The organism is Streptomyces sp. NPDC058246, from assembly GCF_042881985.1.
GTDB lineage: Bacteria > Actinomycetota > Actinomycetes > Streptomycetales > Streptomycetaceae > Streptomyces.
The window spans coordinates 71,479-95,589 of sequence record NZ_JBHVWZ010000002.1; the positions used below are offsets into that span (position 1 = coordinate 71,479).

17 protein-coding genes are annotated in these 24,111 nt (G+C 68.4%); 11 read left to right on the top strand and 6 right to left on the bottom strand.

Features of this window, described 5'->3' with window-relative positions:
• Nucleotides 1-200: 200 nt before the first annotated feature.
• Nucleotides 201-2,105: an AMP-dependent synthetase/ligase gene (locus tag ACFVXA_RS02850; RefSeq protein ID WP_384019898.1), complete on the top strand. Its 1,905-nt coding sequence runs from the start codon at nucleotides 201-203 to the stop codon at nucleotides 2,103-2,105.
• Between the two features lie 238 nt (nucleotides 2,106-2,343).
• On the opposite strand, the gene ACFVXA_RS02855 is transcribed toward ACFVXA_RS02850, so the two are convergent.
• Nucleotides 2,344-2,547 (bottom strand): cold-shock protein, encoded by a 204-nt coding sequence (locus tag ACFVXA_RS02855; protein ID WP_010986243.1) that lies wholly within the window; start codon nucleotides 2,545-2,547, stop codon nucleotides 2,344-2,346.
• A 345-nt stretch (nucleotides 2,548-2,892) separates the two neighbouring features.
• Here ACFVXA_RS02855 and ACFVXA_RS02860 point away from each other — a divergent pair, with 345 nt between their 5' ends.
• Nucleotides 2,893-3,741 carry a menaquinone biosynthesis protein gene (locus ACFVXA_RS02860; RefSeq protein ID WP_362018563.1) on the top strand — a complete coding sequence of 283 codons (849 nt, stop codon included), beginning with the start codon at nucleotides 2,893-2,895 and terminating at the stop codon, nucleotides 3,739-3,741.
• A gap of 330 nt (nucleotides 3,742-4,071) precedes the next feature.
• Entirely contained in the window at nucleotides 4,072-5,883 is a 1,812-nt protein-coding gene (locus ACFVXA_RS02865; RefSeq protein ID WP_390023833.1) for a protein kinase, read from the top strand.
• Here ACFVXA_RS02865 and ACFVXA_RS02870 read toward each other — a convergent pair.
• The gene (locus tag ACFVXA_RS02870) at nucleotides 5,876-6,394 is read right to left on the bottom strand and encodes a hypothetical protein (RefSeq protein ID WP_362018564.1); all 519 of its coding nucleotides are present in this window, start codon (nucleotides 6,392-6,394) and stop codon (nucleotides 5,876-5,878) included. The genes ACFVXA_RS02865 and ACFVXA_RS02870 overlap by 8 nt on opposite strands.
• A 201-nt stretch (nucleotides 6,395-6,595) precedes the next feature.
• Between ACFVXA_RS02870 and ACFVXA_RS02875 the strand changes: the two genes are divergently transcribed.
• A complete protein-coding gene (locus tag ACFVXA_RS02875) occupies nucleotides 6,596-8,950 on the top strand; it encodes a PQQ-binding-like beta-propeller repeat protein (protein WP_390023594.1) in 2,355 nt (784 codons plus the stop codon).
• Between the two features lie 167 nt (nucleotides 8,951-9,117).
• Here the strand turns inward: ACFVXA_RS02875 and ACFVXA_RS02880 are convergent, their stop codons facing one another.
• Complete coding sequence (locus ACFVXA_RS02880; protein ID WP_390023596.1) at nucleotides 9,118-13,722, bottom strand: FtsK/SpoIIIE domain-containing protein; 4,605 nt, start codon at nucleotides 13,720-13,722, stop codon at nucleotides 9,118-9,120.
• A 256-nt stretch (nucleotides 13,723-13,978) separates the two neighbouring features.
• Here ACFVXA_RS02880 and ACFVXA_RS02885 point away from each other — a divergent pair, with 256 nt between their 5' ends.
• Nucleotides 13,979-14,284, top strand: a complete 306-nt coding sequence (locus tag ACFVXA_RS02885) for a WXG100 family type VII secretion target (protein WP_383904484.1) — start codon at nucleotides 13,979-13,981, stop codon at nucleotides 14,282-14,284.
• A 69-nt stretch (nucleotides 14,285-14,353) separates the two neighbouring features.
• Here ACFVXA_RS02885 and ACFVXA_RS02890 read toward each other — a convergent pair whose 3' ends face one another.
• Nucleotides 14,354-14,860 (bottom strand): hypothetical protein, encoded by a 507-nt coding sequence (locus ACFVXA_RS02890; protein ID WP_390023598.1) that lies wholly within the window; start codon nucleotides 14,858-14,860, stop codon nucleotides 14,354-14,356.
• 265 nt (nucleotides 14,861-15,125) lie between these two features.
• Between ACFVXA_RS02890 and ACFVXA_RS02895 the strand changes: the two genes are divergently transcribed.
• The 6 genes from ACFVXA_RS02895 to ACFVXA_RS02920 all read left to right on the top strand — a co-directional run bounded on the left by ACFVXA_RS02895 (nucleotide 15,126) and on the right by ACFVXA_RS02920 (nucleotide 18,847).
• Nucleotides 15,126-15,431 (top strand): hypothetical protein, encoded by a 306-nt coding sequence (locus tag ACFVXA_RS02895; RefSeq protein WP_384397605.1) that lies wholly within the window; start codon nucleotides 15,126-15,128, stop codon nucleotides 15,429-15,431.
• The gene (locus ACFVXA_RS02900; RefSeq protein ID WP_383904493.1) at nucleotides 15,428-16,702 is read left to right on the top strand and encodes a putative T7SS-secreted protein; all 1,275 of its coding nucleotides are present in this window, start codon (nucleotides 15,428-15,430) and stop codon (nucleotides 16,700-16,702) included. The genes ACFVXA_RS02895 and ACFVXA_RS02900 overlap by 4 nt, the downstream gene beginning before the upstream one ends.
• Before the next feature lie 50 nt (nucleotides 16,703-16,752).
• The gene (locus ACFVXA_RS02905; protein WP_383904495.1) at nucleotides 16,753-17,331 is read left to right on the top strand and encodes a hypothetical protein; all 579 of its coding nucleotides are present in this window, start codon (nucleotides 16,753-16,755) and stop codon (nucleotides 17,329-17,331) included.
• Nucleotides 17,328-17,996 (top strand): hypothetical protein, encoded by a 669-nt coding sequence (locus tag ACFVXA_RS02910; protein ID WP_383904498.1) that lies wholly within the window; start codon nucleotides 17,328-17,330, stop codon nucleotides 17,994-17,996. Before ACFVXA_RS02905 ends, ACFVXA_RS02910 begins: the two co-directional genes overlap by 4 nt.
• Complete coding sequence (locus ACFVXA_RS02915) at nucleotides 17,993-18,556, top strand: hypothetical protein (protein WP_390023600.1); 564 nt, start codon at nucleotides 17,993-17,995, stop codon at nucleotides 18,554-18,556. Before ACFVXA_RS02910 ends, ACFVXA_RS02915 begins: the two co-directional genes overlap by 4 nt.
• A 78-nt stretch (nucleotides 18,557-18,634) precedes the next feature.
• Entirely contained in the window at nucleotides 18,635-18,847 is a 213-nt protein-coding gene (locus ACFVXA_RS02920) for a hypothetical protein (protein WP_390023602.1), read from the top strand.
• A gap of 320 nt (nucleotides 18,848-19,167) precedes the next feature.
• Here the strand turns inward: ACFVXA_RS02920 and ACFVXA_RS02925 are convergent, their stop codons facing one another.
• Nucleotides 19,168-19,677, bottom strand: coding sequence for a hypothetical protein (locus ACFVXA_RS02925; protein ID WP_390023604.1), 510 nt, complete (start codon nucleotides 19,675-19,677; stop codon nucleotides 19,168-19,170).
• Between the two features lie 20 nt (nucleotides 19,678-19,697).
• Nucleotides 19,698-24,107, bottom strand: a complete 4,410-nt coding sequence (locus ACFVXA_RS02930; RefSeq protein ID WP_390023606.1) for a DUF6531 domain-containing protein — start codon at nucleotides 24,105-24,107, stop codon at nucleotides 19,698-19,700.
• Nucleotides 24,108-24,111 lie beyond the last annotated feature (4 nt).

A 24,111-nucleotide genomic window follows, 5' to 3' on the forward strand; every position in this document is an offset into this window, starting at 1 on the left:
TGAAGGAAACCCCCCGATACCCGGGGTAACTCGCACCGCGCCCGCCCCAAAGCCCCACAAACCCCACACTCGGGCGCCGTAGGATCCCGGTCTCACCCCGGTTGCCGCCGCCCCGTCCCTCCCCGGTGAACTCCCCACCCCCCAGGGCCGTATGAGGGTTCGCGCCCGCGAGACTGCCCGCGCCCACAAGGAGCCGCCCCGTGTCCAGCCCGTACACCCCCGAACCTCCCTCCACGGAGCCCGAGATCAGGCGGCTGGACGGCGTGGTGCGCGAAGTGGCCGTCCCCCCGCTCGTCGCACCGGTGACGCACGGCTCCCTGGCGGACATCCCGTTCGACAACGCGACCGCGGCCCCGCAGGAGGCGGTCCTCAGCAGGAGGACACCGGACGGCGGCTGGACGGACGTGACCGCGGCGGAGTTCGCCGCGCAGGTGCACGCGGTGGCGAAGGGACTGATCGCGGAGGGCCTGGTCCCGGGCGACCGTATCGCCATCATGGCGCGCACGACGTACGAGTGGACGCTCCTCGACTTCGCCGCCTGGGCCGCCGGCCTCGTCACCGTCCCCGTCTACCCCACCTCCTCCGTCTTCCAGGTCCGCTGGATCCTCCAGAACTCGGGCGCCGTCGCGCTCGCCGTGGAGTCCGTGGCGCAGGCGGCCATGCTCGGCCCCGAGCGCGACCGCATCCCCGACCTCCGCCATATGTGGGTCTTCGAGAAGGGCCACGTGGAGCGTCTCGCGGAACTCGGGCAGGACGTCCCGGACCAGGAAGTCGCCGTACGACGCGGGGTGCTCGGCCCCGACACCCTCGCCACCCTCATCTACACCTCGGGCACGACCGGCCGCCCCAAGGGCTGCGCCCTCACGCACGGCAACTTCTTCGCCGAGATCGACAACGCGATCGAACTCCTCTACCCGATCTTCAAGTCCCGCGCCCAGGACCCGGCCTCCACGCTCCTCTTCCTCCCCCTCTCGCACGTCTTCGGCCGGATGGTCGCGGTCGCCTGTCTGCGCGCCCGGGTGAAGCTGGGCCACGCGCCCAGCCTCCAGACAGAGGACCTGCTCGCGGACCTGGCCTCCTTCAGACCGACCTTCCTCCTGGCCATCCCGTACGTCCTGGAGAAGGTCTTCAACACCGGCCGCGCGACGGCCGAACGGATGGGCCGCGGCTCGTCCTTCGACCGCGCGGCGGGCATCGCGACGAAGTACGGCGAGGCGGTCGAGGCCCGGCAGCACGGCACCGGCCCCGGTCCGAGCCGCAGCCTCCGCGCGGCCCGCGCCCTCTACGACCCGCTCGTCTACCGCCGTATCCGCAACGCCCTGGGCGGCAGGGTCCGTTACGCGATCTGCGGCGGCTCCCCGCTCGGCCGCCGTCTCGCCGCCTTCTACGCGGGCGCCGGCATCGAGATCTTCGAGGGGTACGGGCTGACGGAGTCCACCGCCGCCGCGACCGTCACCCCGCCGCGGAAACCCCGGCTCGGCACGGTGGGCCGGCCCCTGCCGGGCACCCGGGTGCGGATCGCGGCCGACGGCGAGGTGCTGCTGAGCGGCGGGCAGGTGTTCCGCGGGTACTGGGATCCGTGTGCGGGCGGCGTGGTCGACGCCTCGCCGGACGGCTGGTTCGCGACCGGCGACATAGGCGAGCTGGACGACGGCGGCTACCTCACCATCACCGGCCGCAAGAAGGAAATCCTGATCACCGCGGGCGGCAAGAACGTCGCCCCGGCCCCGCTGGAGAACTGGCTCCGTTCCCACCCTCTGATCGCCCAGTGCATGGTGGTCGGCGACCGCCGCCCGTACGTCTCCGCCCTCATCACCCTCGACCCCGAGGGCATCACCCACTGGCGTCAGATGAACGGCAAGCACGCGGTTCCCGCCGAACTCCTCCTGGACGACCCCGAACTGCTGTCCGTCCTGCAACGCGCCGTCGACGAGGCCAACAAACTCGTCTCCCGCCCCGAGTCCATCCGCCGCTTCACCGTCCTCCCCGTGGACTTCACCGAGGAGGCCGGCCACCTCACCCCCTCCATGAAGCTCAGGAGGGCCGCGATCGAGAAGGACTTCAGCAAGGAGATCGAGACCCTGTACGCGAAGCGGGCCGGCTAGCCCGCCCACCAGCATCCCGATCGGGGAGTTCGGGGTCCCGATCGAGGAGCTCGGGGTCCCGCACGACGGGTGTTCGGTGAGTCGAACACATGTTCTCCATGATGGGCAGTCGACGTTCGTGCTCGTCATGCAGCGCATGTGAACGCAAAGGCAGGAGCCCCACGACCGGCTGGCGTGGGGCTCCTTGGGTACTGCTATTCGTTCCGGATCAAAGCTTTGGGCTCATGGAGCCGAAGGCTTAGAGCGGGGTGACGTTCTCCGCCTGCGGGCCCTTCGGCCCCTGCGTCACGTCGAAGGAGACCGACTGGTTCTCCTCGAGAGAGCGGAAGCCGCTCGCGTTGATCGCGGAGTAGTGGACGAAGACGTCCGGGCCGCCGCCTTCCTGGGCGATGAAACCAAAGCCCTTTTCGGCGTTGAACCACTTCACGGTTCCGGTAGCCATAAGCCCTCCTTGGGCCCAAAGGGTTGCCCTGCTCCAGAACCTGCAAGGTGTAAACAACTGCGTGTAAACAACTGCATTCATCTGAAAACGACGAGAGCCCGCGGTCACATGCTCCGCAGGCTCTGTACTGCAAGGGAAACCAAACTGCAACTTGCGGCGAGCCTAGCACGCAGGCAGCCGAAAGCAATAGAGGGCAAGATCACGTCACCCGAATGTTTGAACCCCGTCGGGGATGGGTTGACGTAGCGGTGTCGCAAGGGTTGACACAGGGGGTCGGGATCGTTTCCAAAACCACTCCGGGACCCTGGAGCCTGCACGGTACCGCATGGGGGCTAGCCTCGCGATGTGGACAATTCTCGCAACCGGCCGCGCGTCGGCCACATCCAGTTCCTGAACTGCCTGCCCCTCTACTGGGGGCTCGCGAGAACGGGCACGCTCCTCGACTTCGAGCTCACCAAGGACACCCCCGAGAAGCTCAGCGAGCAGCTGGTGCGAGGTGACCTCGACATCGGGCCCATCACGCTCGTGGAGTTCCTCAGGCACGCCGATGAGCTGGTCGCCTTCCCCGACATCGCGGTCGGCTGCGACGGTCCGGTGATGTCCTGCGTGATCGTCTCCCAGGTCCCGCTGGACCGGCTGGACGGCGCCAGGGTCGCGCTCGGCTCGACGTCTCGTACGTCCGTCCGGCTCGCGCAGCTGCTGCTGGCCGAGCGGGTGGGAGTCCAGCCGTCGTACTACACGTGCCCGCCGGATCTCAGCCTGATGATGCAGGAGGCCGACGCCGCCGTACTCATCGGTGACGCGGCACTGCGGGCCAATCTGCTCGACGGCCCGAAGTTCGGTCTGGAGGTGCACGACCTCGGCACCCTGTGGAAGGAGTGGACGGGGCTGCCGTTCGTCTTCGCCGTGTGGGCGGCCCGGCGCGACTATCTGGAGCGCGAGCCGGCCGTCACCCGCAAGGTGCACGAGGCGTTCCTCGCGTCCCGGGACCTTTCCCTGGACGAGGTGGGGAAGGTCGCGGAACAGGCGGCGCGCTGGGAGGCCTTCGACGAGAGGGTCCTGGAGCAGTACTTCACGACGCTCGACTTCCGCTTCGGCCGCCCGCAGCTGGAAGCCGTCCGCGAGTTCGCGCGCAGGGTCGGCGCGACGACCGGGTTCCCGAGGGATGTCAACGTGCGCCTGCTGGAGGCGTGAGGGTCCTTTCGGTTCTGTGGGTTCTGTGGGTTCTGTGGGTTCTGCGGGTCCTGGGGATTCTGTGGTTCCTGTGGTTCCTGTGGTCCCTGTGGTCCCTGTGGGTCCTGCGCTCCCTGCGGGTCCTCGCAGGGATTGCCGGGCCTTGCGGGTCCTCGGGCTGGGGGCGGCCGCGGGCCTTGCGGGTCCTGCGGGTCCTCGGGCTTGGGGCGGCCGCGGGCCTTGCGGGTCCTCGGGCTTGGGGCGGCCGCGGCGGCGCTTACGGCACTACGCTGCTGGGCAGTGCGTCCACTGCGTTCAGTGCGTACGGGGGAGGGATGAGCTGTGAGCGCCATGCAGCCGCTCGGAGTCGACGAACCCACGGTCGTGGGGCCCTACCGGCTGCTCGGCCGGCTGGGCTCCGGCGGCATGGGACGCGTGTACCTGGGCCGCAGCGCGGGCGGCCGCACGGTCGCCGTCAAGATCGTGCACCCGCACTTCGCGCTCGACGAGGAGTTCCGCGCCCGCTTCCGCCGCGAGGTCGAGGCGGCGCGGCGGGTGGGCGGCGCGTGGACGGCGCCGGTCCTTGACGCGGACCCGGAGGCCTCGGTCCCCTGGGTCGCCACCGGGTACGCGGCCGGCCCCTCGCTCGCCGCCGCCGTCGCGGACGGTGGCGGTCCGCTTCCGGCCCATTCGGTACGCGTGCTGGGCGCGGGCCTTGCCGAGGCGCTCACCGCGGTCCACTCGCTCGGCCTGGTCCACCGTGACGTCAAGCCCTCGAACGTGCTGCTCACCCTCGACGGCCCGCTGCTCATCGACTTCGGCATCGCGCGGGCCTCGGACGGGACGGCGTCACTGACCTCGACCGGCGTCTCCGTCGGCTCACCCGGCTACATGTCGCCCGAGCAGATCCTCGGCAAGGGGGTCACGGGGGCGGCGGACGTCTTCTCGCTGGGCGCGGTCCTCGTGTACGCCGCCACGGGCGAGCCCCCCTTCCCCGGCGACTCCTCCGCGTCCCTCCTCTACAAGGTGGTGCACGAGGAACCCCAACTGGGTGCGGTCGAAGGGGAGTTGCGCGAGCTGGTGGCCGCGTGCCTGACCAAGGACCCGAACGGCCGACCGGCCCCGCAGGAGGTGGCGGCGCGGCTCGCTCCGCAGGGCGCGGCCCGGCTGGTGACGGCGGGGTGGCTGCCGGGCGCCCTGGTGGAGCAGGTGAGTCGAAGTGCCGTACAGCTGCTGAACCTCGAGACCGTGGAAGGGGCGCCGTCCGGGCCGGTGGGGTTCAGCAGCCCTTCGGTGGGGTTCAGCGGTCCTTCAGCGGGTCTCAGCGGTCCGTCGGCGGGGTCCAGCGGTCCTTCAGCGGGTCTCAGCGGTGCGTCGGTGGGGTTCAGCGGTCCTTCGGTGGGGGTGGGTTCCGGGGTCGGGGCGGGGTCCGGGACAGGGGAGCCGGTGTCCGGCGGGGCGTTCGGGCCGCCGCCCGTGATGCCGGCGTACGGACCGGCCGTACCGGATCAGCGGGAGCCGGATCAGCGGGAGCCGAGGGACGCGGTGCCATCGTCTCCCCGCCACCCGGGCAAGGTCTCGGTCAGCGTGGCCGCGACCTCCGCCCCCGGGACGAACGGCCGTGGCCGCAGGATGAGTTGTACGGTCGCCCTAGCCGTCGCGGGAGCGCTGGCGGCGGTGACGGTGGGCTCGGCGTTCCTGTTCGACCTGCTGCCGGGTGGCGGCAACGCGTCGGAGGACCGGGGCAGTTCGGCCGGCGACACGCACCCCTCGGCCACGGCGAGCTCTCCGGACGCCGGGGGGCAGCCGTCCACGATCCCGGCGTCGTACCTCGGCACCTGGGAGGGCGACGCGCTGGCCCTCAACGGCACCCTTCCCATGGGCACCTTCCGCGTCACCGTCCACCAGGCCGCCGTGGGCAAGGAGTTGGGCACCTTCCGCCAGACCGACCAGATCGGCGGGATCTGCGACGACGTACTCATCCTGAAGAAGGTGACGAAGAAGCAGCTCGTCGCCACGAGCGTGGCCAAGGAGTCCAACCGCGACGTGTGCACCAAGGGCGAGCACGAGGTACGGCTGACACCCGTCGGCAGCGACCTCAAGTACGAGACGGACAACGCGGAGGCGGGGGATCCGGTGGCGCGGATGACGAAGGTCAAGTAGTCGCCGGGCCGGCTGCTCGACGCCGTTTTCCGTACCAGTCGCAGGCCGCGATCAACAGCACCGCGCCGGCGACGGACGCGGCCAGGCCCACGAGGGAGACGTACGGGTAGCGGCCGCTGATCCAGCAGTACTCGCCCGCCGACGAGCAGAAGCCGTACCGGTGACTGCGCTTGGGATGCCAGGTCTGCATGGCGACAGCCGAGATGATGACGGCCAGTGCCGCGCCGGGCAGGGACAGTGCGACCCACGGAAGTGAACGGACCTTGTCCGTCTTCCACTTCACCCGCGTCAGCGGCGCCCCGACGAGGAGCAGCGAGACAGGGAAGGCCAGTCCGGCCGAGACGGCGAAGCCGTAACCGCCGCCCGGCCAGCCGGGTGCGACCTCGTGCCAGAGGTCACCCGCCCACGCGAGCGGCCCCGCGACCAGCGCGATCACGACCCCCACGGCGATCAGGAGCACCAGGAAGGCGAAGCCGGAGGCCCGCGTGCGCCTCCAGCGGCGTCCGGGCACCGAGGGGTTCCGACCAGGCAGGCGGGCGTACCGGAGAGAGGGCCCCGCCGCCCTACGCCGCTTCGGCCTCGCCGAACCACTCACCGGAACCTGCCCTCCTCGCCCGCCCCACCCGTCACTACTGTGTCTGCGATAGCGAACACCATCACGCGCACCGCGCGCACCGCAATCTGTTCAGGCGACAACGGGGAAGGCCCGACCATGGAGACACTGCAGCCCGACGATCCAAGAGAGTTGGGAAGTTACCGGCTGCTGCGAAGACTGGGTGCGGGCGGCATGGGCCGGGTGTACCTGGCCCGTTCGCCCGGCGGACGCACGGTCGCGGTGAAGGTCGTACGCCCGGACCTGGCGGCGGACGGCGACTTCCGCCGCCGCTTCGAGCACGAGGTCGAGATAGCCCGCGCGGTCTCGGGCCGCTACACCGCCCCGGTCGTCGACGCCGACCCGGGCGCGGCGCTGCCGTGGCTGGCCACGGCGTACGTGCTCGGCCCGGACCTCACCGACGTGGTCGACGCCCATGGCGCGCTCCCCGAACACACGGTCCGCGCCCTGGGGGCCGGTCTGGCGGCCGCCCTCCAGGAGATCCACGCGGCGGGCCTGATCCACCGCGACCTCAAGCCCTCGAACGTCCTGCTGGCCGCCGACGGCCCCCGTGTCATCGACTTCGGCATCGCGCGTGCGGTGGACGGAAACCGCATGACCCAGACCGGAGTTGTGGTCGGCTCGCCCGGCTACATGCCTCCGGAACAGGCCCTGGGCCGGGATGTCGGCACGCCGGGCGACGTCTTCTCCCTCGGTGCCGTCCTGGCTTTCGCCGCGACCGGCCGCAACGCCTTCGGCGACGATGCCGTGTCCCACGCGGCGATGCTCTACCAGATCGTCCACGGCGAACCCGACCTCACCGGCGTCCCCCAGTCCCTCCTCGGCCTGATCCGCGCCTGCCTCCTGAAGGACCCGTCCCAGCGGCCCGCCCCGGGCGAACTCGTGACGGCCCTCGCCCCGGGCGGCGTGGCGACCGTACTGACGAACTGGCTCCCGTCGGCGGTGGCTTCGACGATCGCCACGCATGCGGCGGGGATCCTGGACCTGGAGGCACCGGACGATCAGGCGCCGGTCTTCGGCCCGGCACCGACGATGCCGGAAGGCACACCCGCTCCGGGCACGACACCGGCCCCCGGGTACGGCACTCCGTCCGGGGGCACGCCCGGTTACGGCACACCCGCCCCGGCCTACGGCACTCCGCCGGGCGGCACCCCGGCCCCCGCCTACGGCGGGGGAAGCCCCCTCCCCGGCACGGTTCACCTCGGCCCGTCGGCGACCGCACCCGCCGCGCCTTCCCGCCGCCGATTCCTGGGCCTGACGGCAGGCGTCGCCGGTGTCGCGGTGCTGGGCGGCGGCACCGCCTGGTGGCTCTCCCGGGACGGCGGCGGCTCCTCCGACGCCACGACCGGGGCCGACGGCGGCGCGAGAGGCGGGGCCGCACCGGCCGAGGAGAACTTCACGACCCCTCCGGCGGGGACCGCCCCGCAGCCGCTGTGGCACAAGTCGGTCGCGGAGGACAGCATCAGCCCCGACCTGGCGCTCCTCACGCACGACGGCCTGCTCCTGATCAGCGGCGATCCGCTTGTCGCTTACGACGTGAAGACGGGCAGGGCACGCTGGTCGAAGAAGGGGGTCTGCCGTCCCGGTGCCCAACTCCTCTTCCACGGCGGCAAGCTGTTCCTTTCCGACGGCGAGTACGACGGCGTCCTCGTCGCTCGGGACGTGTCGACCGGCGAGGAGGCGTGGCGCAGCCGGCTCGGAAAGACGCTGACCGTCCAGGACACGATCGCCATCGACAACAAGAACGTGTACGTCACGGTGTCCGACTCCAGCGACACGCAGAGCGCCACCAAGGACCGCACGGCCGTCGCCGCCATCAGCCACACCACCGGAAAGAAGGTGTGGCTGCAGAAGCGCGACTGGGGCACCAAGGACTACGACGTCCAGGGCACCGTCTCCGGCAAGTACCTGGTCTACGCGGACTCCAGCTACAACCTCACGGCTCGGGACACCGCCACCGGCGAGCAGCTTTGGACCAAGAAGGTCGGCGACGACTGGAGCTGGCAGCCCACGGTCGCCGCCGGACTCGTCTTCCTGCCCGGCGAGAAGCTGACAGCCGTCGACGCGGAGACGGGCGCGACCCGCTGGACGCTCTCCCCCAACGGCCGCCGTGGCTTCGTGAATCCGACGGTCATCGACGGAGTGCTCTACACGAGCGACTACGACGACGGTGTCTGGGCCGTGAACGTCAAGACCGGCAAGCGCATCTGGCTCTGCGAGGACCCGGGGGCGGATGAGGCTCCGGAGACGTTCCTGCGGGCCGGGAGGACGCTCTACGGGGCATCGGGCCCCCTGGACGGAGGCGGCATCGTCGCGCTCGACGCCAGGACCGGCAAGGCCCGCTGGATGTACGACGACAACAAGGAGTCGGGCGAGCCCTGGCAGGTCGCGCTCGAAGGCAACCGCCTCCTGGTGACCCATGGCTACGAGATCTACGCGCTGCCCGCGGTGTAGCGAAGAACACGCGGAGGTTCCTGCGCGGAGCCGCCGGTCGAGGAGCTTCCTGTCACGCAGCCGCCGATCTCCTGGCTGCCTGTCACCCGGCAGAACGGTCAGTGGGGTCCGGCCGACCCCACTGACCGTTCCCCCACGTGTTCCTCGCTGGGCGGCGGTCGCGCGTCCTACACCGGCGTCGTGACCGTGATGTGCTCCCCGCTGCCCAGGTGCAGCATGCCCTTGCCGGGCGCGACCGGCCCGCCGACCATGCTCCGCGTCGTACGGATCCCGATCAGCTCACCCGCAGAGGTGTCCTGCGGCGACAGCAGGATGCCACGGCGCGCCTTCTTCGCGTCGACCTGCCACCCGGAGAAGCCGTCGCAGATCTCCTCCTCGTCACCGGCGATGACCAGCGCGAGCCCCTCCTCGGTGCCGCTCTGCAGGATGCGCTTGAAGACGTCCTCCGCATCGCAGTCGTCCAGCACCTCGGCGTCGTCGACGAGAACGACGACGGGCTGCTCGGGCGAAGCCGGGCCGACCGCCTCCTCAAGCTCGTCCTCGTCGATGTCGCGGCCCGTGAAGACCTTCAACACGCCCTCCTGGCCCTCCAGTTCGCGCAGCGGGGACTGCCGGGGGGCCGCGACGATCAGACGGACCCCGCGGGAGAGGTAGGAGCGGGCGAAGTTCATCAGGACCGTACTGCGACCGGACTTCGCCGGCCCGCCGATCACGAACGCCGGGACGCCCTGGGCGAGATCGGGGCCGAAGGCGGTGAGTTCGTCGCCGCCGACGCCGGCGAGCGCCCACAGCGGGGAGGCCGTCGTGGCCGGGGCGCGCATCGCCCAGGCATCGGCGAAGGAGATGCGGCTCGGCAGGACGTCGACCCGGAACGGCTGCCGGGAGCGCGGGACTTCGGCGTCGCGGGCCGCCGCCGCTTCGCCGATCGCCACCAGTGCGGCGGCCTGACCCTGACCCGTGGTGTCCTCGGAGAGCAGCGCGAACTGCGTCTCGGCGGCCGTCTCGTTGCGGAACGCCCGGCCCGGCGGGATCTCCTCGGGGATTTTGCGGGCGTTGATGTCCAGCGTCGAGAAGTCGCCGCGGTCGGCGAGCCGCAGGCCGTACTTGTCCTCGGTGAGAGAGGAGATACGCCCGACGAGGAGCTGCCGGTCACCGGTGATGATGACGTGGATGCCGACGCTCGCGCCCTCGCGCATCATCGCCATGAGCTGGTCGGTCAGGTCACCGTGGTTGTGCTCGCCGAGCGTGGGCAGCCAGCCCTCCCAGCGGTCCAGCAGCAACACGATGTGCGGCAGCCGCTCGTCCTCCGTGACGCCTGCCCGCTGCTCGCCGATGTCGGCGTAGCCCTTGTCGGCGAGCAGCTCCTGGCGCCGGGTGAGTTCACCGGAGAGCCGGGCGAAGAGCCGTTCGATGCGCTCCAGTTGGTTCCGTCCGACGACCGCGCCGCAGTGCGGCAGGCGGGTCAGCGCGTTGAGGGCGCCGTTACCGCAGTCGATGCCGTAGAGGTGCAGGTCGGCCACCGAGTGCGTACGGGCCAGTGAACCGGCGATGGTGCGCAGCACCTGCGAGCGTCCGGAGCGCGGGGCGCCGCCGACGATCAGGTGCCCGAAGGTGGCGAAGTCCACGACGACCGGACGGCGTGCCTGGGAGGCCGGCAGGTCCTCGATGCCGTACGGGGCGACGGGCAGCGCCCCTTGTCCGCGCACCTGCGGGATGTCGTCCAGCAGCAGGGTCTCGTCCAGGGCGGGCAGCCACGGGGAGTGCTGGGCCGGAATGCCCAGTGCCTGATTGGCCTCCCGCACGGCGTCCACCAGCACCTTGAGGTCGGTGACCTCGTCGTCCTCGCGCGCCTCGGACTTGGGCTTGCTCAGCGCGGCCCGCCCGAGGTCCTGCCAGGACAGCGGCCCGGCCCACGGCGCCAGGGCCTGGGGGTCGGCCGCTCCCGGTCGGCGGCCTCCGACGCGGCCGGACTGGAAGGGGATCAGGGAGGCGTGGCCCAGACGGACGTAGGCGCGACCAGGGGTGTTCTTGGAGATGTGGCCGGCCTCGGGCGCGTCGATGACGTCGGTGGACTCGCCGGCGTCCGTCACGCGCAGCGCGATGCGCAGGTTGGTGTTGGCGCGGATCTCGGGCGAGACGACACCGCTGGGCCGCTGGGTGGCGAGCAGCAGGTGGATGCCGAGGGACCGGCCTCGCTGGGCGATGTTGACCAGGCCGGTGACGAAGTCGGGCAGGTCGCGCACCATGGACGCGAACTCGTCGATGACGATGAGGAGCCGGGGCACGGGCGCGTGGGACGGATCCCGGCGCGCCAGGTCCTGGTAGTCCTCGATGTCCTTGGCGTCAGCCGCCGCGAGAATGTGCTCGCGCCGCTTGAGCTCGGCGCCGAGCGACTCCAGGGCACGCTCGACGAGATGGGCGTCGAGGTCGGTGACCATGCCGACGGTGTGCGGCAGCTTCACACAGTCCTTGAACGCCGAGCCGCCCTTGTAGTCGACCAGCACGAACGTCATGTTCTCGGGCGTGTTGGCGACCGCGAGCGCCGCCACGATGGTCTGCAGCAGCTCCGACTTACCCGAACCGGTTGTACCGGCGATCAGCCCGTGCGGGCCGTCCTTGCGGATGTCGATACCGAAGGGCCCGTCGTACGACTCACCGATGACCGCCATCGTCGACTGCCCGCCCATGCGCCAGCGCGCGGCGATCGCGTCGCGCGTCGGCGGCTCCAACTGCAGCACGTCCAGCAGCCGGCTCGAGCCGGGCAGCGCGGAGTCCTCGGTCTCGCCGCTGATGTCGCGCAGGGGGGACAGCGAACGGGACAGGCGAGCGCACCAGGCGGGCGAGACGAAGTCGGGCCGTACGTCGAGCCTGCGCCGGGCGCCGCTCTGCTCGACCCGCAGCCGCAGCTCAAGGGCTTGTCCGGTGGCTTGCTGCGGCTGCTGGGCGGACTGGTGCCAGGCGTGGAAGGACGGGAAGCCACCGGCGGCGGGTTGGGGTGCCGTGGTCGACGAGGCCGTGGGGCTGTCATCGCTGCTCCGGGGCTCGGCAACGACGACGGCCTGGCACTCGCCGGGCAGGAACCGCTCCTCCTCGTCCAGGCAGATCGCGTACATGGCGACGGCCGGGCCTTCCCGCAGCAGCCGTACGACACCTGGCAGCGAGCGCAGCCGACGCGAGCCGTCCCATACGACCACGATGTCTGGGTCGGAGAACGCCGGACCGTTTCCGCGGTTGCCCTCCTTCAGGGCCTTCTGGCGCGCGTCCAGCAGTTGGGTGAGCTCACCGACGCGGGTGCCCACGGTCTCGGAGTCCGTGCCGATCAGGACGTTGACGTCCTGGCCGCCCGACGGCCGGGCGTGCGGCAGCCAGCGCATCCAGTCCCAGCGGGTATGTGCGTCGTTGTCGGTCAGCACGCAGAACTGCACGTCCATGGGGCTGTGCAGGACCGCGGTCTGGGCGACCGCCCATCGCCCCAGCGCTTGCGCGGAGTCGCTGGGCCCGGCGATGCCGATGACACCCAGGTCCTTGAGCGGCAGTGCGACGGGCGCGTCCTCGATGTACCAGGTGACCTTGCGCCGGTGCTCGTCCTGCTCCGGGTCGTCGAGGACGACCTCGGAGGGGACCCGCCCGGTACCGACACGCACGAGCAGATGGTCGGCGTCGGTCCGCCTTCGCTCCCACAGCCGAGTACGGGGCCCGGTGCCGAAGGTCAGGACGGCGGCCGGGTCGGGGATGGCCTGGCGTCGGTCCGAGCGTTCGGTGGCCAGGGCGTCCTGGGCGTCCTTCTCGATCCGCTCCTTGTGCTCCTTATACTCCTTGGCCTGCTTGGAGTGGGACTTGCGGCCGTGCTTCTTGTCCATGAAGTAGTTGCCGAAGAGCATGATCGGGCTCATTACAGCCATGATCAGGTAGTACCAGCGGCCGAAGATCACCACCGAGACGACGGCACCGACGAGCGGGAACAGGGCCATGAGCCAGGGCAGCGGCCGAGCTTCGTACTCCCCGGGCGGATTGGGCAGCGAGAAATCCGTCTTACGCTCCGCCGGACGCAGTCGGGGCGGCCTGTTGTAGTCGAGCCCGGCTCCGTCGTCCGACCACTTCAGGGCCGCGTTGGGCGGGGCGTACCCGGTGATCTCCAGGAGGCTGTTGCCGAGGGCGAGTTGAGTGCCGAGGGCCCAGGTGCCGCCGTCGAACGCCTCGCCGTCGAGACGGGGGGCGTGCGCGTCGGGCTCGTCACTTCCGTCGGCCTTTCCCCCCTTCTTGCCCTTGTTGTCCCGTATGTCTGCCCCGTGCAGGGCGACTTGGCAGGTGCCGTCTATGGCGATCGACAAGGTCGCGGCGCGCGCGGCCAGTTCGGGATCGTCGATGCGCAGGTGTGCGGACGGGCCGCTGCCGATGTCGTACCGCCCCACACCGAGCCGGTGCACGGCACCGGCCGCGGGACCGCTGACCACCCGGAACTCCACGACACCGGTCGGCTCCCCGGGGAGGCAGCCCGCCGGATCGTGAAGGCTGACGACGGCTCCTTCTCGAAGCGGCGATCCGACGATGGTCGCGCTCGGGTCGAGGGCGTAGCCGTCGACGAATGCCTGCGGCGCCCCGCCGGAGCTCCGTTGACCCCCTATAGGGATGATCTGCGCACCGTCGCCCAGACCGACCTGCCGCGCCAACTCCCGGGTGATGTCGCCGACCGACGACTCCGGATCGGCGTCGAGCATCACGTCGGCGCTGGCACCGCCGATCGGGTCGACGACGGTCAGACTCAGGCGCACGTTCGTCCTCCTCGCTGGGCAGAGGCCGCCCCCGGAACGCTGAATACAGTGGAAGTGACCTTAGCCGCCCCGCCTTTCCCTGCCGTAACGGGATGTGCACTCGCTTACGGTTCCGTCACACAACAGGGATGTGATCCCAACAGTCACCCCCGTAGGATCTTTGCGCGTGCGGACGGCCGGTGGACTGCCGGTTGACTCGCACAACAGAGCCACGGGGGCAGGCCCTGCGGCGACCGAAACGGGAGGGACAGCCGTCATGGGCAAGGGCAAAGACGCAGACCTTACTTATGCAGAGATGGAGAAGGTCGCGGGCGACCTTCTGAAGGACATGCACCACCTGGAAGACCAGATCAACTCCGTCGAGAAGCGGGTCAAGGCGCTGGTGGAGCAGGGCTTCACCACGCAGAAGGCCTCCGGGGCCTACGAGGACTCCATGCGGGACTTCGCCAAGGGCGCCGTGAAGACCATCCATGGCCTCCATGGGCTGTCCGAGTTCCTGAAGAAGGCCAAGCAGGCTTACGAGGACCTGGACCACCAGCTGGCCCAGAGCACCAAGGGTTAGTAAAGTCGGCGGTCTGTGTGCTGCTCGGGTGCGATGGGGCGTGTGCCACTCCCCATCGCACCCGTGGTTTCAGGCGCCGGTATCGCGGACCTCACTGTCCTGTGGGTGGCGCATCAGGTACATGTGGAGATCGCCGCGCCGCTCTTCCGTGATCAGGGTCAGCCAGGAGCCGTCGACGAAGCGGACACGCAGTCTGTCGCTGTCGTACGCACCGAGGAGGGGATCCTCAATGACCGCCTCTCCGGCGGGAATCTCGGCTAGGACGCGCATGAGGCTCTCCCTGCGGATGGACACACGCTTGGGCGGTCCTGCGAGAACGATGCGGCCCTCGGCCAGGACGACGAACCGTTGGTGGTGGGAGGAATGGCCGTACCAGCGAAGCAGGAGCTGGCCGGCCGCCTTGTTCCAGTCGCCGTCGAAGGTCTTGTCGAGACCGTGCTCGACGATGGCCTCGTCGCGCTGCTTTGGTTCGAGACGCTTTGCCCGGGCACGCTCCTGCTCCTCCTTCGTCGACAGAAGCACTTTCAGGGCTTCTTCGCCTGACGCGAGCAGGCTGAACAGCCAGGCGATGAACATCAGCGGGGCGCCCAGCGTGACACCGAATATGCCGAGCGGCCTGATGAACGCAGGCCGTAGTGGGCCGGCCCCGGCTGCCTGATGGATGTCCGAGGGAGGCTTGGGGATCTTGCCGAGCTGGCACCAGGCTTCGGCGTCCGGAGTGATGCCGAGGCGGGTTCGCGTGGTGCTCTCAGTGCTGCTTGACAACCTCTTCCACCTTCCTTGTCTACTGCGGGTTCCGCGTGCCCGACTGTCTCATATCTCATGATGGGGGAACTGATCCATGGCTGACAGAACCAGATATGACCTCGACATGATCAAGGATTGTTCACGATCCCTCGGCAAGATCCACCGTGAGTTCGAGCATCACGGGAATCCCGCGGACGGTTACAACGACGAACTGGGGCACGGCGGTCTGAAGGACGCCTTCGACGAGTTCGGCAGCACGTGGAAGAAGACGCGTAAGAAGCTCACGAAGGAAATCAAGAAGCTGGCTGAGTACACCGCGGCCGCGGCCGAGAAGTACGAAGAGATTGACCATGAGCTGGCGAAGGCCATTTCCGGTGCCAAGGGGAAGGGCAAGAAGTGAGCAGGCGATCGAGCGACTGGCCGCCGCTGTGGGACGAGGACCCCACTCCTGGCGATCCCAATGAAGTCGCCGCACTCGGGCGCAAATTGCGCAAGATGGCCGAGATGATCGATGAACAGGCAAGGACGATCAAGGCGTTGTCCTCCGTGGACGGCTGGGACAGTGACGCCGGGCGCGCCTTCAACGAGATAGCCGACGGCGCCGGTGACCGGCTGAAGAAGGCGTTCGAGCGGTACGACGAGGCGGCCAACGCGCTGGGCACCAAGGTTGCCGACGGCGAGTCGAAGGAATTCGCCGGCGAGTTGCACCGGGCCCAGAAGAAGGCGGACAAAGCGCTGGCGGACTACCAGGATGCCAAGTCCGATCACGACCTCGCCGAACGGGAAGTGAAGAAGTTCACGGACAAGTACCTCGTCACCGATATTCCCGAGGCGGAAAGACCCGAGTACGAGCGCTGGAAGAAGAAGCAAAACGAAGCGCTGCACGGCATCGGGCAGGCGCGCAAGGATGTGAAGGATGCCAGGGACATCTTCGACGATGCCGGGGATCGCGCCGCCAGGCACATCAAGAACGTGGTGCACCATGACGCCGTCCGCGACCCGGGCGGGTTCATGAACTGGCTCGCCGACTGGGCGGACACGTTTTCCAACATCTCGGCTATTCTCTCGGTGCTGGCGGTAATCTGCGCATTCGTCCCGCCCTTGCAGTTCCTCGCACCTATCTTTGCTGCGCTCGCCGTGCTCTCCAGTGCGGCCGCTCTGGCCGGCCATGCGTACGACATGTCCGTACGAGGTGGCAAGGTCAACTGGTTGAAACTGGGGACCGATACTCTCGGTATTCTTCCGGGACTGGGTGCCCTCAAGGGATTCAAGGCGCTGTCGGGCCTCAAGGGGCTCGCCAAACTCCGGGGTCTGGGCAAGCTCGGAAATCTACGATCGGTCGGTGCCGGTGCTCTTGGTGGAGTCGGCCATAATTTCCTCAACGGTCTCAGCGTCACCCTCACGAACAAAGTGCTTTCCTGGGGTCTCAAGATCGGTGCAAAAACCAAGATCCCCAACCTTCCGAAGGAATTCACCCCCATCGGCGGCAAACAGATCACGGCGGTCATCAAGGGGGGTGGCCTGGGCAGCGCGCTGCACAGGATGTTCAGCGGAGAGAACGGGGAGCGCACCGGATACCAGGCTCCTCCTGAGAAGCCCGCGCCCACTCCGACGCCCAGCCCCTCCCCGGGTCCTTCACCGAAGCCGTTCCATGCCGCTCTGGCCGCATAAGAGGGATGGCCGGCCCCTTCCGGGAACCGAGCGAGAGGAGAACGGACTTCGTGGACGAGCCGACTGAACTGGGAGAGTGGGAGTTCATCGGACGCAGGGGCGGTGATCCAGTTCGACTGGTGCCGGGTGAAGTGATTGCTGCAGTCCCCGAGGCCAGGTCCCTGGCGGAGCAGGCGGGTCGAGAGCTGCGCTTCGACTTCCTGGACGACACAGCTGTCTTGGGAATGCTGAGGCTTCGGCATCTCGACGAGGAGAAGATGTTCAACGCGGGGTTCGCTCTTGGAGTCCCGCTCGCGATCATCGGGTTCGGTGGCGGGGTGTACTGGGGCGGCGTGGCCCAGTACTGGGAATCAAGCAGCGCCCAGACGATTTACCTTGCCGCGATGGCGGCTGTTGTTCTGCTCCTCCTGACCCTCTTTGTACGCAGCGCCGTGTCGCACTGGGGAGACCGGAGTCGGCAGAGTCTTCGAGCGCGTGCCAAGAGGTACCGGGATGTTGCGCATGCCGCGCGTAGGGGCGGTGCGGACATCCCTGTCCACTACCCGCACTACGGCCCGTATCCGTTCGCGGCCACCTTCCATCCCGATGCCGAAGAATTGACGCTTCCCGACCTCAAGGGCCGACCATGACCGATCTCAGAGTCAAGAACGATTACCAAAGCTCGGCCGGGAGCTATGGAATTGATGTCCGTTGGATCATGCCAGAAGGGTTCTTCGAGATCCCGTTGGACGCTGAGGATCTCGACGAAACAGCCGAGCAATTGATCGAGTTGGCCCGGAGGGCCTTGCCGGGTGCCGAGTTCGAGATTCAGTTGCAGTGGGCCGCCATGTGCGCCGCGAATTACGACTCGTTCGTGGAGGCAGGAGTCCAGTACACGGGTTTCTGTGTCACTGAGGTGGACGGCACACGTTGCACGGCCACGGTCACCATCAGCCTGATCGATTTGGACAGTCAGGCCGGCCCTAAGCCTGTCGGCTTCATAGGTTCCGCGATGCGGCACCTCGGGATCGGTGAGGTCAGCGAGATCGAGCTCCCGTGCGGTCCCGCCGTTTCCTGTATCGGAAACAGGAAAGCCAGCGTGGATGGCAGCCTTACCGCGTCGGGGACGGACGAAGTGTTCTGGACGTCCTTCATCCAGGTCCAGGTGCCGCTGACCAACGGGACTGTTCTGGTGCTGGAGATGAGCACGCCGACCCCGGAGGGGTGGGATGTGTTCTCGTCCATGTTCGCCGGCGTCGTGAAGAGCGTGCGCCTGTTCAATGACGCGGGTAAGCCGATGGTGATGCCGGGATGACGGCCGGGCAGGGTGCCTCGTCACCGCCCAAGGACTATCGACTGCTGGTCCCCCGTGACTGGTTCCGGATCGACCTGACGCAGGACCGGTGGCGCGGGCAGCTGAAGACCTTCGTGGATCGGCAGGCGGAAGGAAAGAACGTACGGGCGGAGGCGAAGCAGGAGGCCTGGGCGACCCTGCGCAACACCGCTGAAGCCGGTGTCAGGGGCGGCGCGTTGGAGTTCTTCCTGAGGCCGGAGCTGGACGACGGCAGCATCATGCCGGCCTCGCTCATCGTTTCCCTGATCCCCCGGACCGGATCCTTGGCGCCCCAGGACCTCGTGTCGTCGTTCGAGGTGAAGGAGCGGCAGCAGGGACGCGACTCCGAGGTATCGACGGTGGGCCTCCCGGCCGGCGAAACGGTACGCGTCCTCACGCCGACCACCTTGGACCTGTACGTCCAGATGCCCGGAGGGGTCGGCTACCTCGTCCTCGCGTTCGCGGTACCCATAGCGGGGGTCCCGGGCCCCATGCTCCGGCTCTGCACCTCGATTGCGGAATCGCTGCGCTGGATCGTGTGACTCTGCGCCCAGGCGGGTCGGAGTCCCTCTCCCAGACACCGGCCAGGTAAGTCGCCACCAGAGGGCAGGACGGCGGCGATGACCGACGAGGAGATCATGTTGTGCCTCTACCCCTACTACGGGATGTACGCCACGTCCCGGATGTTCTTCCCCGACGCTCCTGAACGCCCCGTCCCGAAAGGACCCGGCCCAGTGGCGACCGCTGGGAGTCCGATGGGGGAAGCGCAGGCCGGCACCCTCGGTCTGGCGGTGGACGAACTGGCGGGGCGGTGCCTGTCCGCCGATGTGTGACCGGAGCGGTCGCCGCCGGACCCGTCGTCGGCGTCCCAGGGCGTGCTGCCCTCCCGTGCTGTAGGGAGGATGAGGAATTCACCGCTTTCGGAGCAGAGCGAGATCCGAGAGGTGTGATGGTGCCATTGACGGTCCAGCTCACCCCTGGGCGAGGGGGAAGACGTTGGAATGGAAATGACAGGCTCCACGTCCACTCCGGGCACCGCGTGGATGGCATTTTGAACCGGTGTGACGTTCCACCTGTGACCTGCAGAATGCAGCGCGAAAGTACCCCTTGCCAGCCCGGACCGATTGAACTCCCCATTGTTGATCATTGCATTCTAATTCTCGCTGCCTGACAGCAGGGCCGCCGCGTCCTCTCGGGAGACTTCCAGTAGGGCCTCTTGCGTATAGGCATCAAGGTCTTCCACATAGCGCGGAACGCTTGGGCGGCTGGAGCAGAAGGTCACGTGAGCCGTCTGGAGGTCGTCATCCAAACCGCCTTCGGACAGCGAGACGTACCCGAGAACAGGCCACTCGTGGTTCGCGGGGGCGGCCTGCAAAGCTGCACATGCATAGGCCAACGACCGTCGCATGAGCTGGTTCTGCCTGTCGGGTCCGGATTGCGGAAGGTCGTAGTCCATCATCCCCCGGCCGTTGACTGTGGCCTCGAAGTGGACGACATCTCCGGCTTCATCGCAAGTAGCACCGGAGTATCCAGCCCGAAGGGACTTCAGCAGTTGCGCCCCGCACTCATCCACGATCCAGCCTTCTGCCACAATCGCGCGAAAGGCAGCGGGTATGTCGTCCTCACGAACGAACGGCGGCTCCGTTCCGATGAGTTCGGACATTCTGGCGTTCATCCTCATGTTCAGCCTTCTCCCAAGAACCTGAGTCCCTTGCGAATACCCGCCTGGAAGCCTTGGTTCTTGCTGACTTCTCGCTCGACCGATCGAGGCAGTCCTTCGAATTTTCCGGTGTCGAAATTGTACTGGTACTTCGCGGTGGGATTGCTCTGGTCCTGGAAGTGCAGCTGTCCGGCCCGCTGTCCCGGGTTCGGGTTCTCGACGTCGATCCGGTAGGGGCCGTGGTTCCACAGGGTCTTGCTCGTCACCTGGGTGCCGTTGGACCCGATCATGCCGCTTGGAAGGGGCTCCTTGATCCCGTACAGGTTGCGCATGTCCAGGATCCGCTGCTCGACCTGGTCCGGGTGGTACGGGTCGTCCTTGAATGCCGGCTGGGAGGTGTGCCCCCTGGGCGGGGTGCACTTCAGTCCGAGAGGGTCGATCCAGGTGTGCGGGTTGTGGACGTATGCGACGGGGTTGGGAGCCGGGGTAAGGCCGAGCGGGTCGGGGCTGAGGTAGCGGGCGGTCTCGGGGTCGTAGTGGCGGAAGTGGTTGTAGTGCAGGCCCGTTTCCGGGTCGAAGTACTGGCCCGGAAACCGCAGTGGCGTGTAGCCGGTGCTGTCCGACGCCCATGTAGTTGTGCCCCAGAGCGTGGTCCGGGTGCGCCAGGCGATGTGGCCGCACTCGTCGACGAGTTCGGTGGGGGTACCGACGAGGTCGGTGACGATCGCGAAGAAACGGGTGTCGATCTCTTCTTGGGGTGCGTCTGCGGCCGTCATCCGTTCGGTCTGGGTGATCGGACGCAGCCCCTGGTGCTCCCAGGTAAGGGTGACGGGGTTGGGCAGCTCGGCGGCGGTGGTGGTCTGTTCGCAGAGGGTCGTGCCGTCCCAGGTGAAGTCGGTGTGCTCCAGGACCGTCTCACCGTCCGCTGCCAGACGCTCTTTGGCGATGCGGCGGCCGAGGGGGTCGTAGGAGTAGCGCCAGTGGGTGCCGTCCGGGGTGATCGCAGACGTCAGTCGGTCTTCGGCGTCCCAGCCGTAGCGCCAGGTGTCGGGCTTGCGGGACAGACGAGCCTTCTGGCGCAGGGTGATCCGGCCCAGCCCGTCGTGTTCGTAGCGCACGTTTCCCGCGCGGGTGATGCGGGTGCCCTCATAGGCGCGGCTGCCGGTGGCTTCGTGCCCCGGGTGAGTACTCGGCCAGGAGGCCTCGGTCTGGTTGCCGGCCTCGTCGTAGGCGTACTGCTCGGTCCACTGCTCGGCGTGGACGGCGGTGACGCGGCCCGCCGCGTCCAGGTCAAAACGGCGGGTGCCGTTGAGTTGGTCGTCAAGACGGACCAGGACGCCGTCGGACCTGTAGGTGTAGGTGCGCTGCTGGAGACTGCGTCCGGTGGTGTCGCTGACGGACTGAGTGGTGAGGTGGCCGTTCCTGTCGAAGGCGTTGGTCAGGGTGAGGGTGTCGCCGATCCGGCGGGCCAGTTCACGCCCGGCCGGATCGTGGTCGAAGGCGATTGTGCGCCCGACCGTGGTGAGCGCTGTGCGCCGTCCTGCGGCGTCGTAACTCCATTCGCTGGTCGCACCGCTGGGCGTGGTGCGCCTCGTGCGCCGTCCTGCGGCGTCGTATGCGTACGCGATGGTGCGGCCATTGACGGATTCGGACAGCACCGCGCCGAGGACGTCCCGTTCCACGTTGAGGGTCGCGTCCGGGCTGACGGCTTGGACGAGTTGGCCGACGACGTCGTAGTCGTAGGTGGTGACTGTGCCGTCGGCATCCTTGAGGATGGTCTGACCGATGGCGTCGCGCTCGTACCGGATGGTCTGACCGAGTGCGTTGGTACGGGCTTCGAGGCGGCCGGCCGGGTCGTAGGCGTAGGTCACCGTCCGGTTGTCGAAGTCCGTTTCGGAAATCAGGCGCCCAGCAGGGTCGTAGGCGTAATGCCAGGTCAGGCCCTGGGGATTGGTGACCTGGGTGAGGCGCAGTTCGGTGTCGTGGGTGAAGGTGTAGCGGACTCCGTCCGGCCCGGTGCGGGCCGCGGCCAGGTCGAAGTGGGTGTACTCGAAGTGCGACACGGCGCCTGTGGGGTCGGTGTGGCTGATGCCATTGCCTTCGCCGTCGTATGTCCACGACTCGGTGGTGCCGTCCGGGGCGGTGCGGCGGAGCGGTCGGCCTTCGATCGTCCACTCCAGGCGAGTGGTGCCCCCGATCGCGTCGGTGACGGCGGTGGTTCGGCCGAAGGCGTCCCGCTCGTAGCGGGTGGTCGCCCCCAGGGGGTCGGTAATCTCAACCGGCAGTCCGGCGGCATTGCACCTCACGCGAGTCGTGCAGTCGAGTGTGTCGGCGACCGACGTCAGGTGCCCGTTCTTGTCGTACGAGAAACGGGTGCTGGCTCCTGCCGGATCCGTCACGGTGACGCGGTTGCCGCGCTCGTCATATTCCTGGCGCCACGCGGCACCGTCCGGTCCGGTCACCGTTGTGGGCAGACCGAGGTGGTTGTACTCGGCGGTGGCTTCCGGGCCGTCCGGGCGCACGACCGACACGACTCGCCCGTTCTCGTCGTAGGAGAACCGGGTGGTGTGGCCCAACGGGTCAGTGACGGTGGTCAGCTGATGGTCGGCATCCCATTCCTGGTGGGTGGTGAACCCGAGGGGGTCTGTCTCGCGGACAAGGCGGAGTGCCTCGTTGTGTTCGTAGCGGGACTTGTTTCCCAGCGAGTCGGTGACAGTTGTGGTGCGGGTGCTGTCGTCATAGGCGAAGGTGCCGGAGAGGAAGCCATCGCTGCCCTCGGTGGAGACGGCTCGGCCACGCTCGTCGTATGTGTAGGCATACGAGGTGTCGTTGCGGTCGGTCCAGGAGGTGATCCGACCCACCTCGTCGTAGCCGAACCGCATGGGTAGACCGGAGGAGTTGGTGACCTCGCTGAGGTGCCCGTCCTCGCTGTAGCCGTAGGAAACGAGCCGCGTGCCCTCGGCATGCGGGTGCTCGGGGTCGAGGAGACGCAGGGCGGCGATGCGGGGCTGGTCAGGGTGGCGGACGACAGCGATGCGATAGCCGCCGCTGTGGGCGACCTCGGTCGGGGTGCCGTCGTCGGCGTAGCGGACGGTGATGCGCTGACCGTTGCGGTCCACGATCGCTTGGAGCGGTAGGTCGACGGCGTCACCGTCGTCGGTGGCTTGCGGGCTGTGGAAGAGATAGCTGAGCCCGCCGTCCGGGTCGGTCACGCGTAGCGCGCCGTCCGCTTCGTCGTCCCAGCTCAGCGGCCACCGCTGACCGGTCTCGGGGTAGACGGGCTCGGCAGAGTCGGGGGACGGCATCGGATAGACCAGGCGGGCGCCGTCGGGAGCGGCGTAGATGATGCCGTTGTCGTCCGCCTGCAGGCGCTGGTCAAGGGTGGAGGCCCAGGTCGGGCCGAACCAGCCGCCCCAGCGGTAGGAGGAGAGGTGGGTGCGCTCCAGGACCAGGGGCGGGGAGCCCGGCAGTTGGACGTCGGTTTGCTGCAGCAGCATGTCGCCGGTGGCCACGTCGATCGGGTCGCCCACGCACTTTTTGAACAGGGACCGGATGGAGGCGGGTAGCTTCTCCCACTCGCCGGGCCGCAGCTTCAGGCGAGACAGTCCCGATCCGTCCAGCTTCAACGCCTTGCCAAGCTTGGCCAGTTCACTGGGCTTGAGAGCCTTGAGGCCCTTGCCGAGGCCCTTGGCGAGGACGCCGAAACCGACACCCATGATGGCGCCCTCGGTCAAAATCCCGGCCAGCTTTTCCGGGTCCTTGAACGCCGACGGGTCCTCCAGGGCAGTGGCGAACGCGGAGAACTCCATGCCCTCCTTGGCCATCTTGCCCACCGCCGCGATGGCCTTGATCTCCTTGAGCGCCTTCAGCGCCCGCTCCACGCCACGGATGACCTCCATCACCGCGCGCACGGCCGTGCCCAGCGCGGTGCCCTCCTCCTCGATCCGGGCGATCAACGCGACGACCTTCAGGGCGCGTTCGCCGGCCATCAGGTTGGAGGCCACCTCGGACGCCCCGGCGGTCAGCACGGACAGGGCCAGGCCCGCTATCTCGAACTCGACGATCTCCGCGAGGATGACGCCGATCTCGGAGAGCAGCTCGTGCGCTTTGTCGGCGAAATCGTCCAGCGCCTTGGCACCCTCCCGCAGGGAGTGGGCCATGTCGGTCGCGTTCTTGCGGGTCGCCTTGGCCCGCTTGTGGAAGGCCTTGGCGGTCTTGCCCTCCCACTCCACGTCCGACAACGCCCGCCCCGCAGCGGCGGCCGCGTCATCGAGGCCCGTGGCCAGATGCCGCCACTTCTTCGCGATCTCCCGCACGCCGTCCGGGTCGACCGCCGGATCGGAGATCCCCAGGAACTCCAGACCGCTGGCGACACTGTCGCCGAACATGTGGTTGAACTTGTTGATGTAATGCAGCGGGTTGAGGTCGACCACGAGA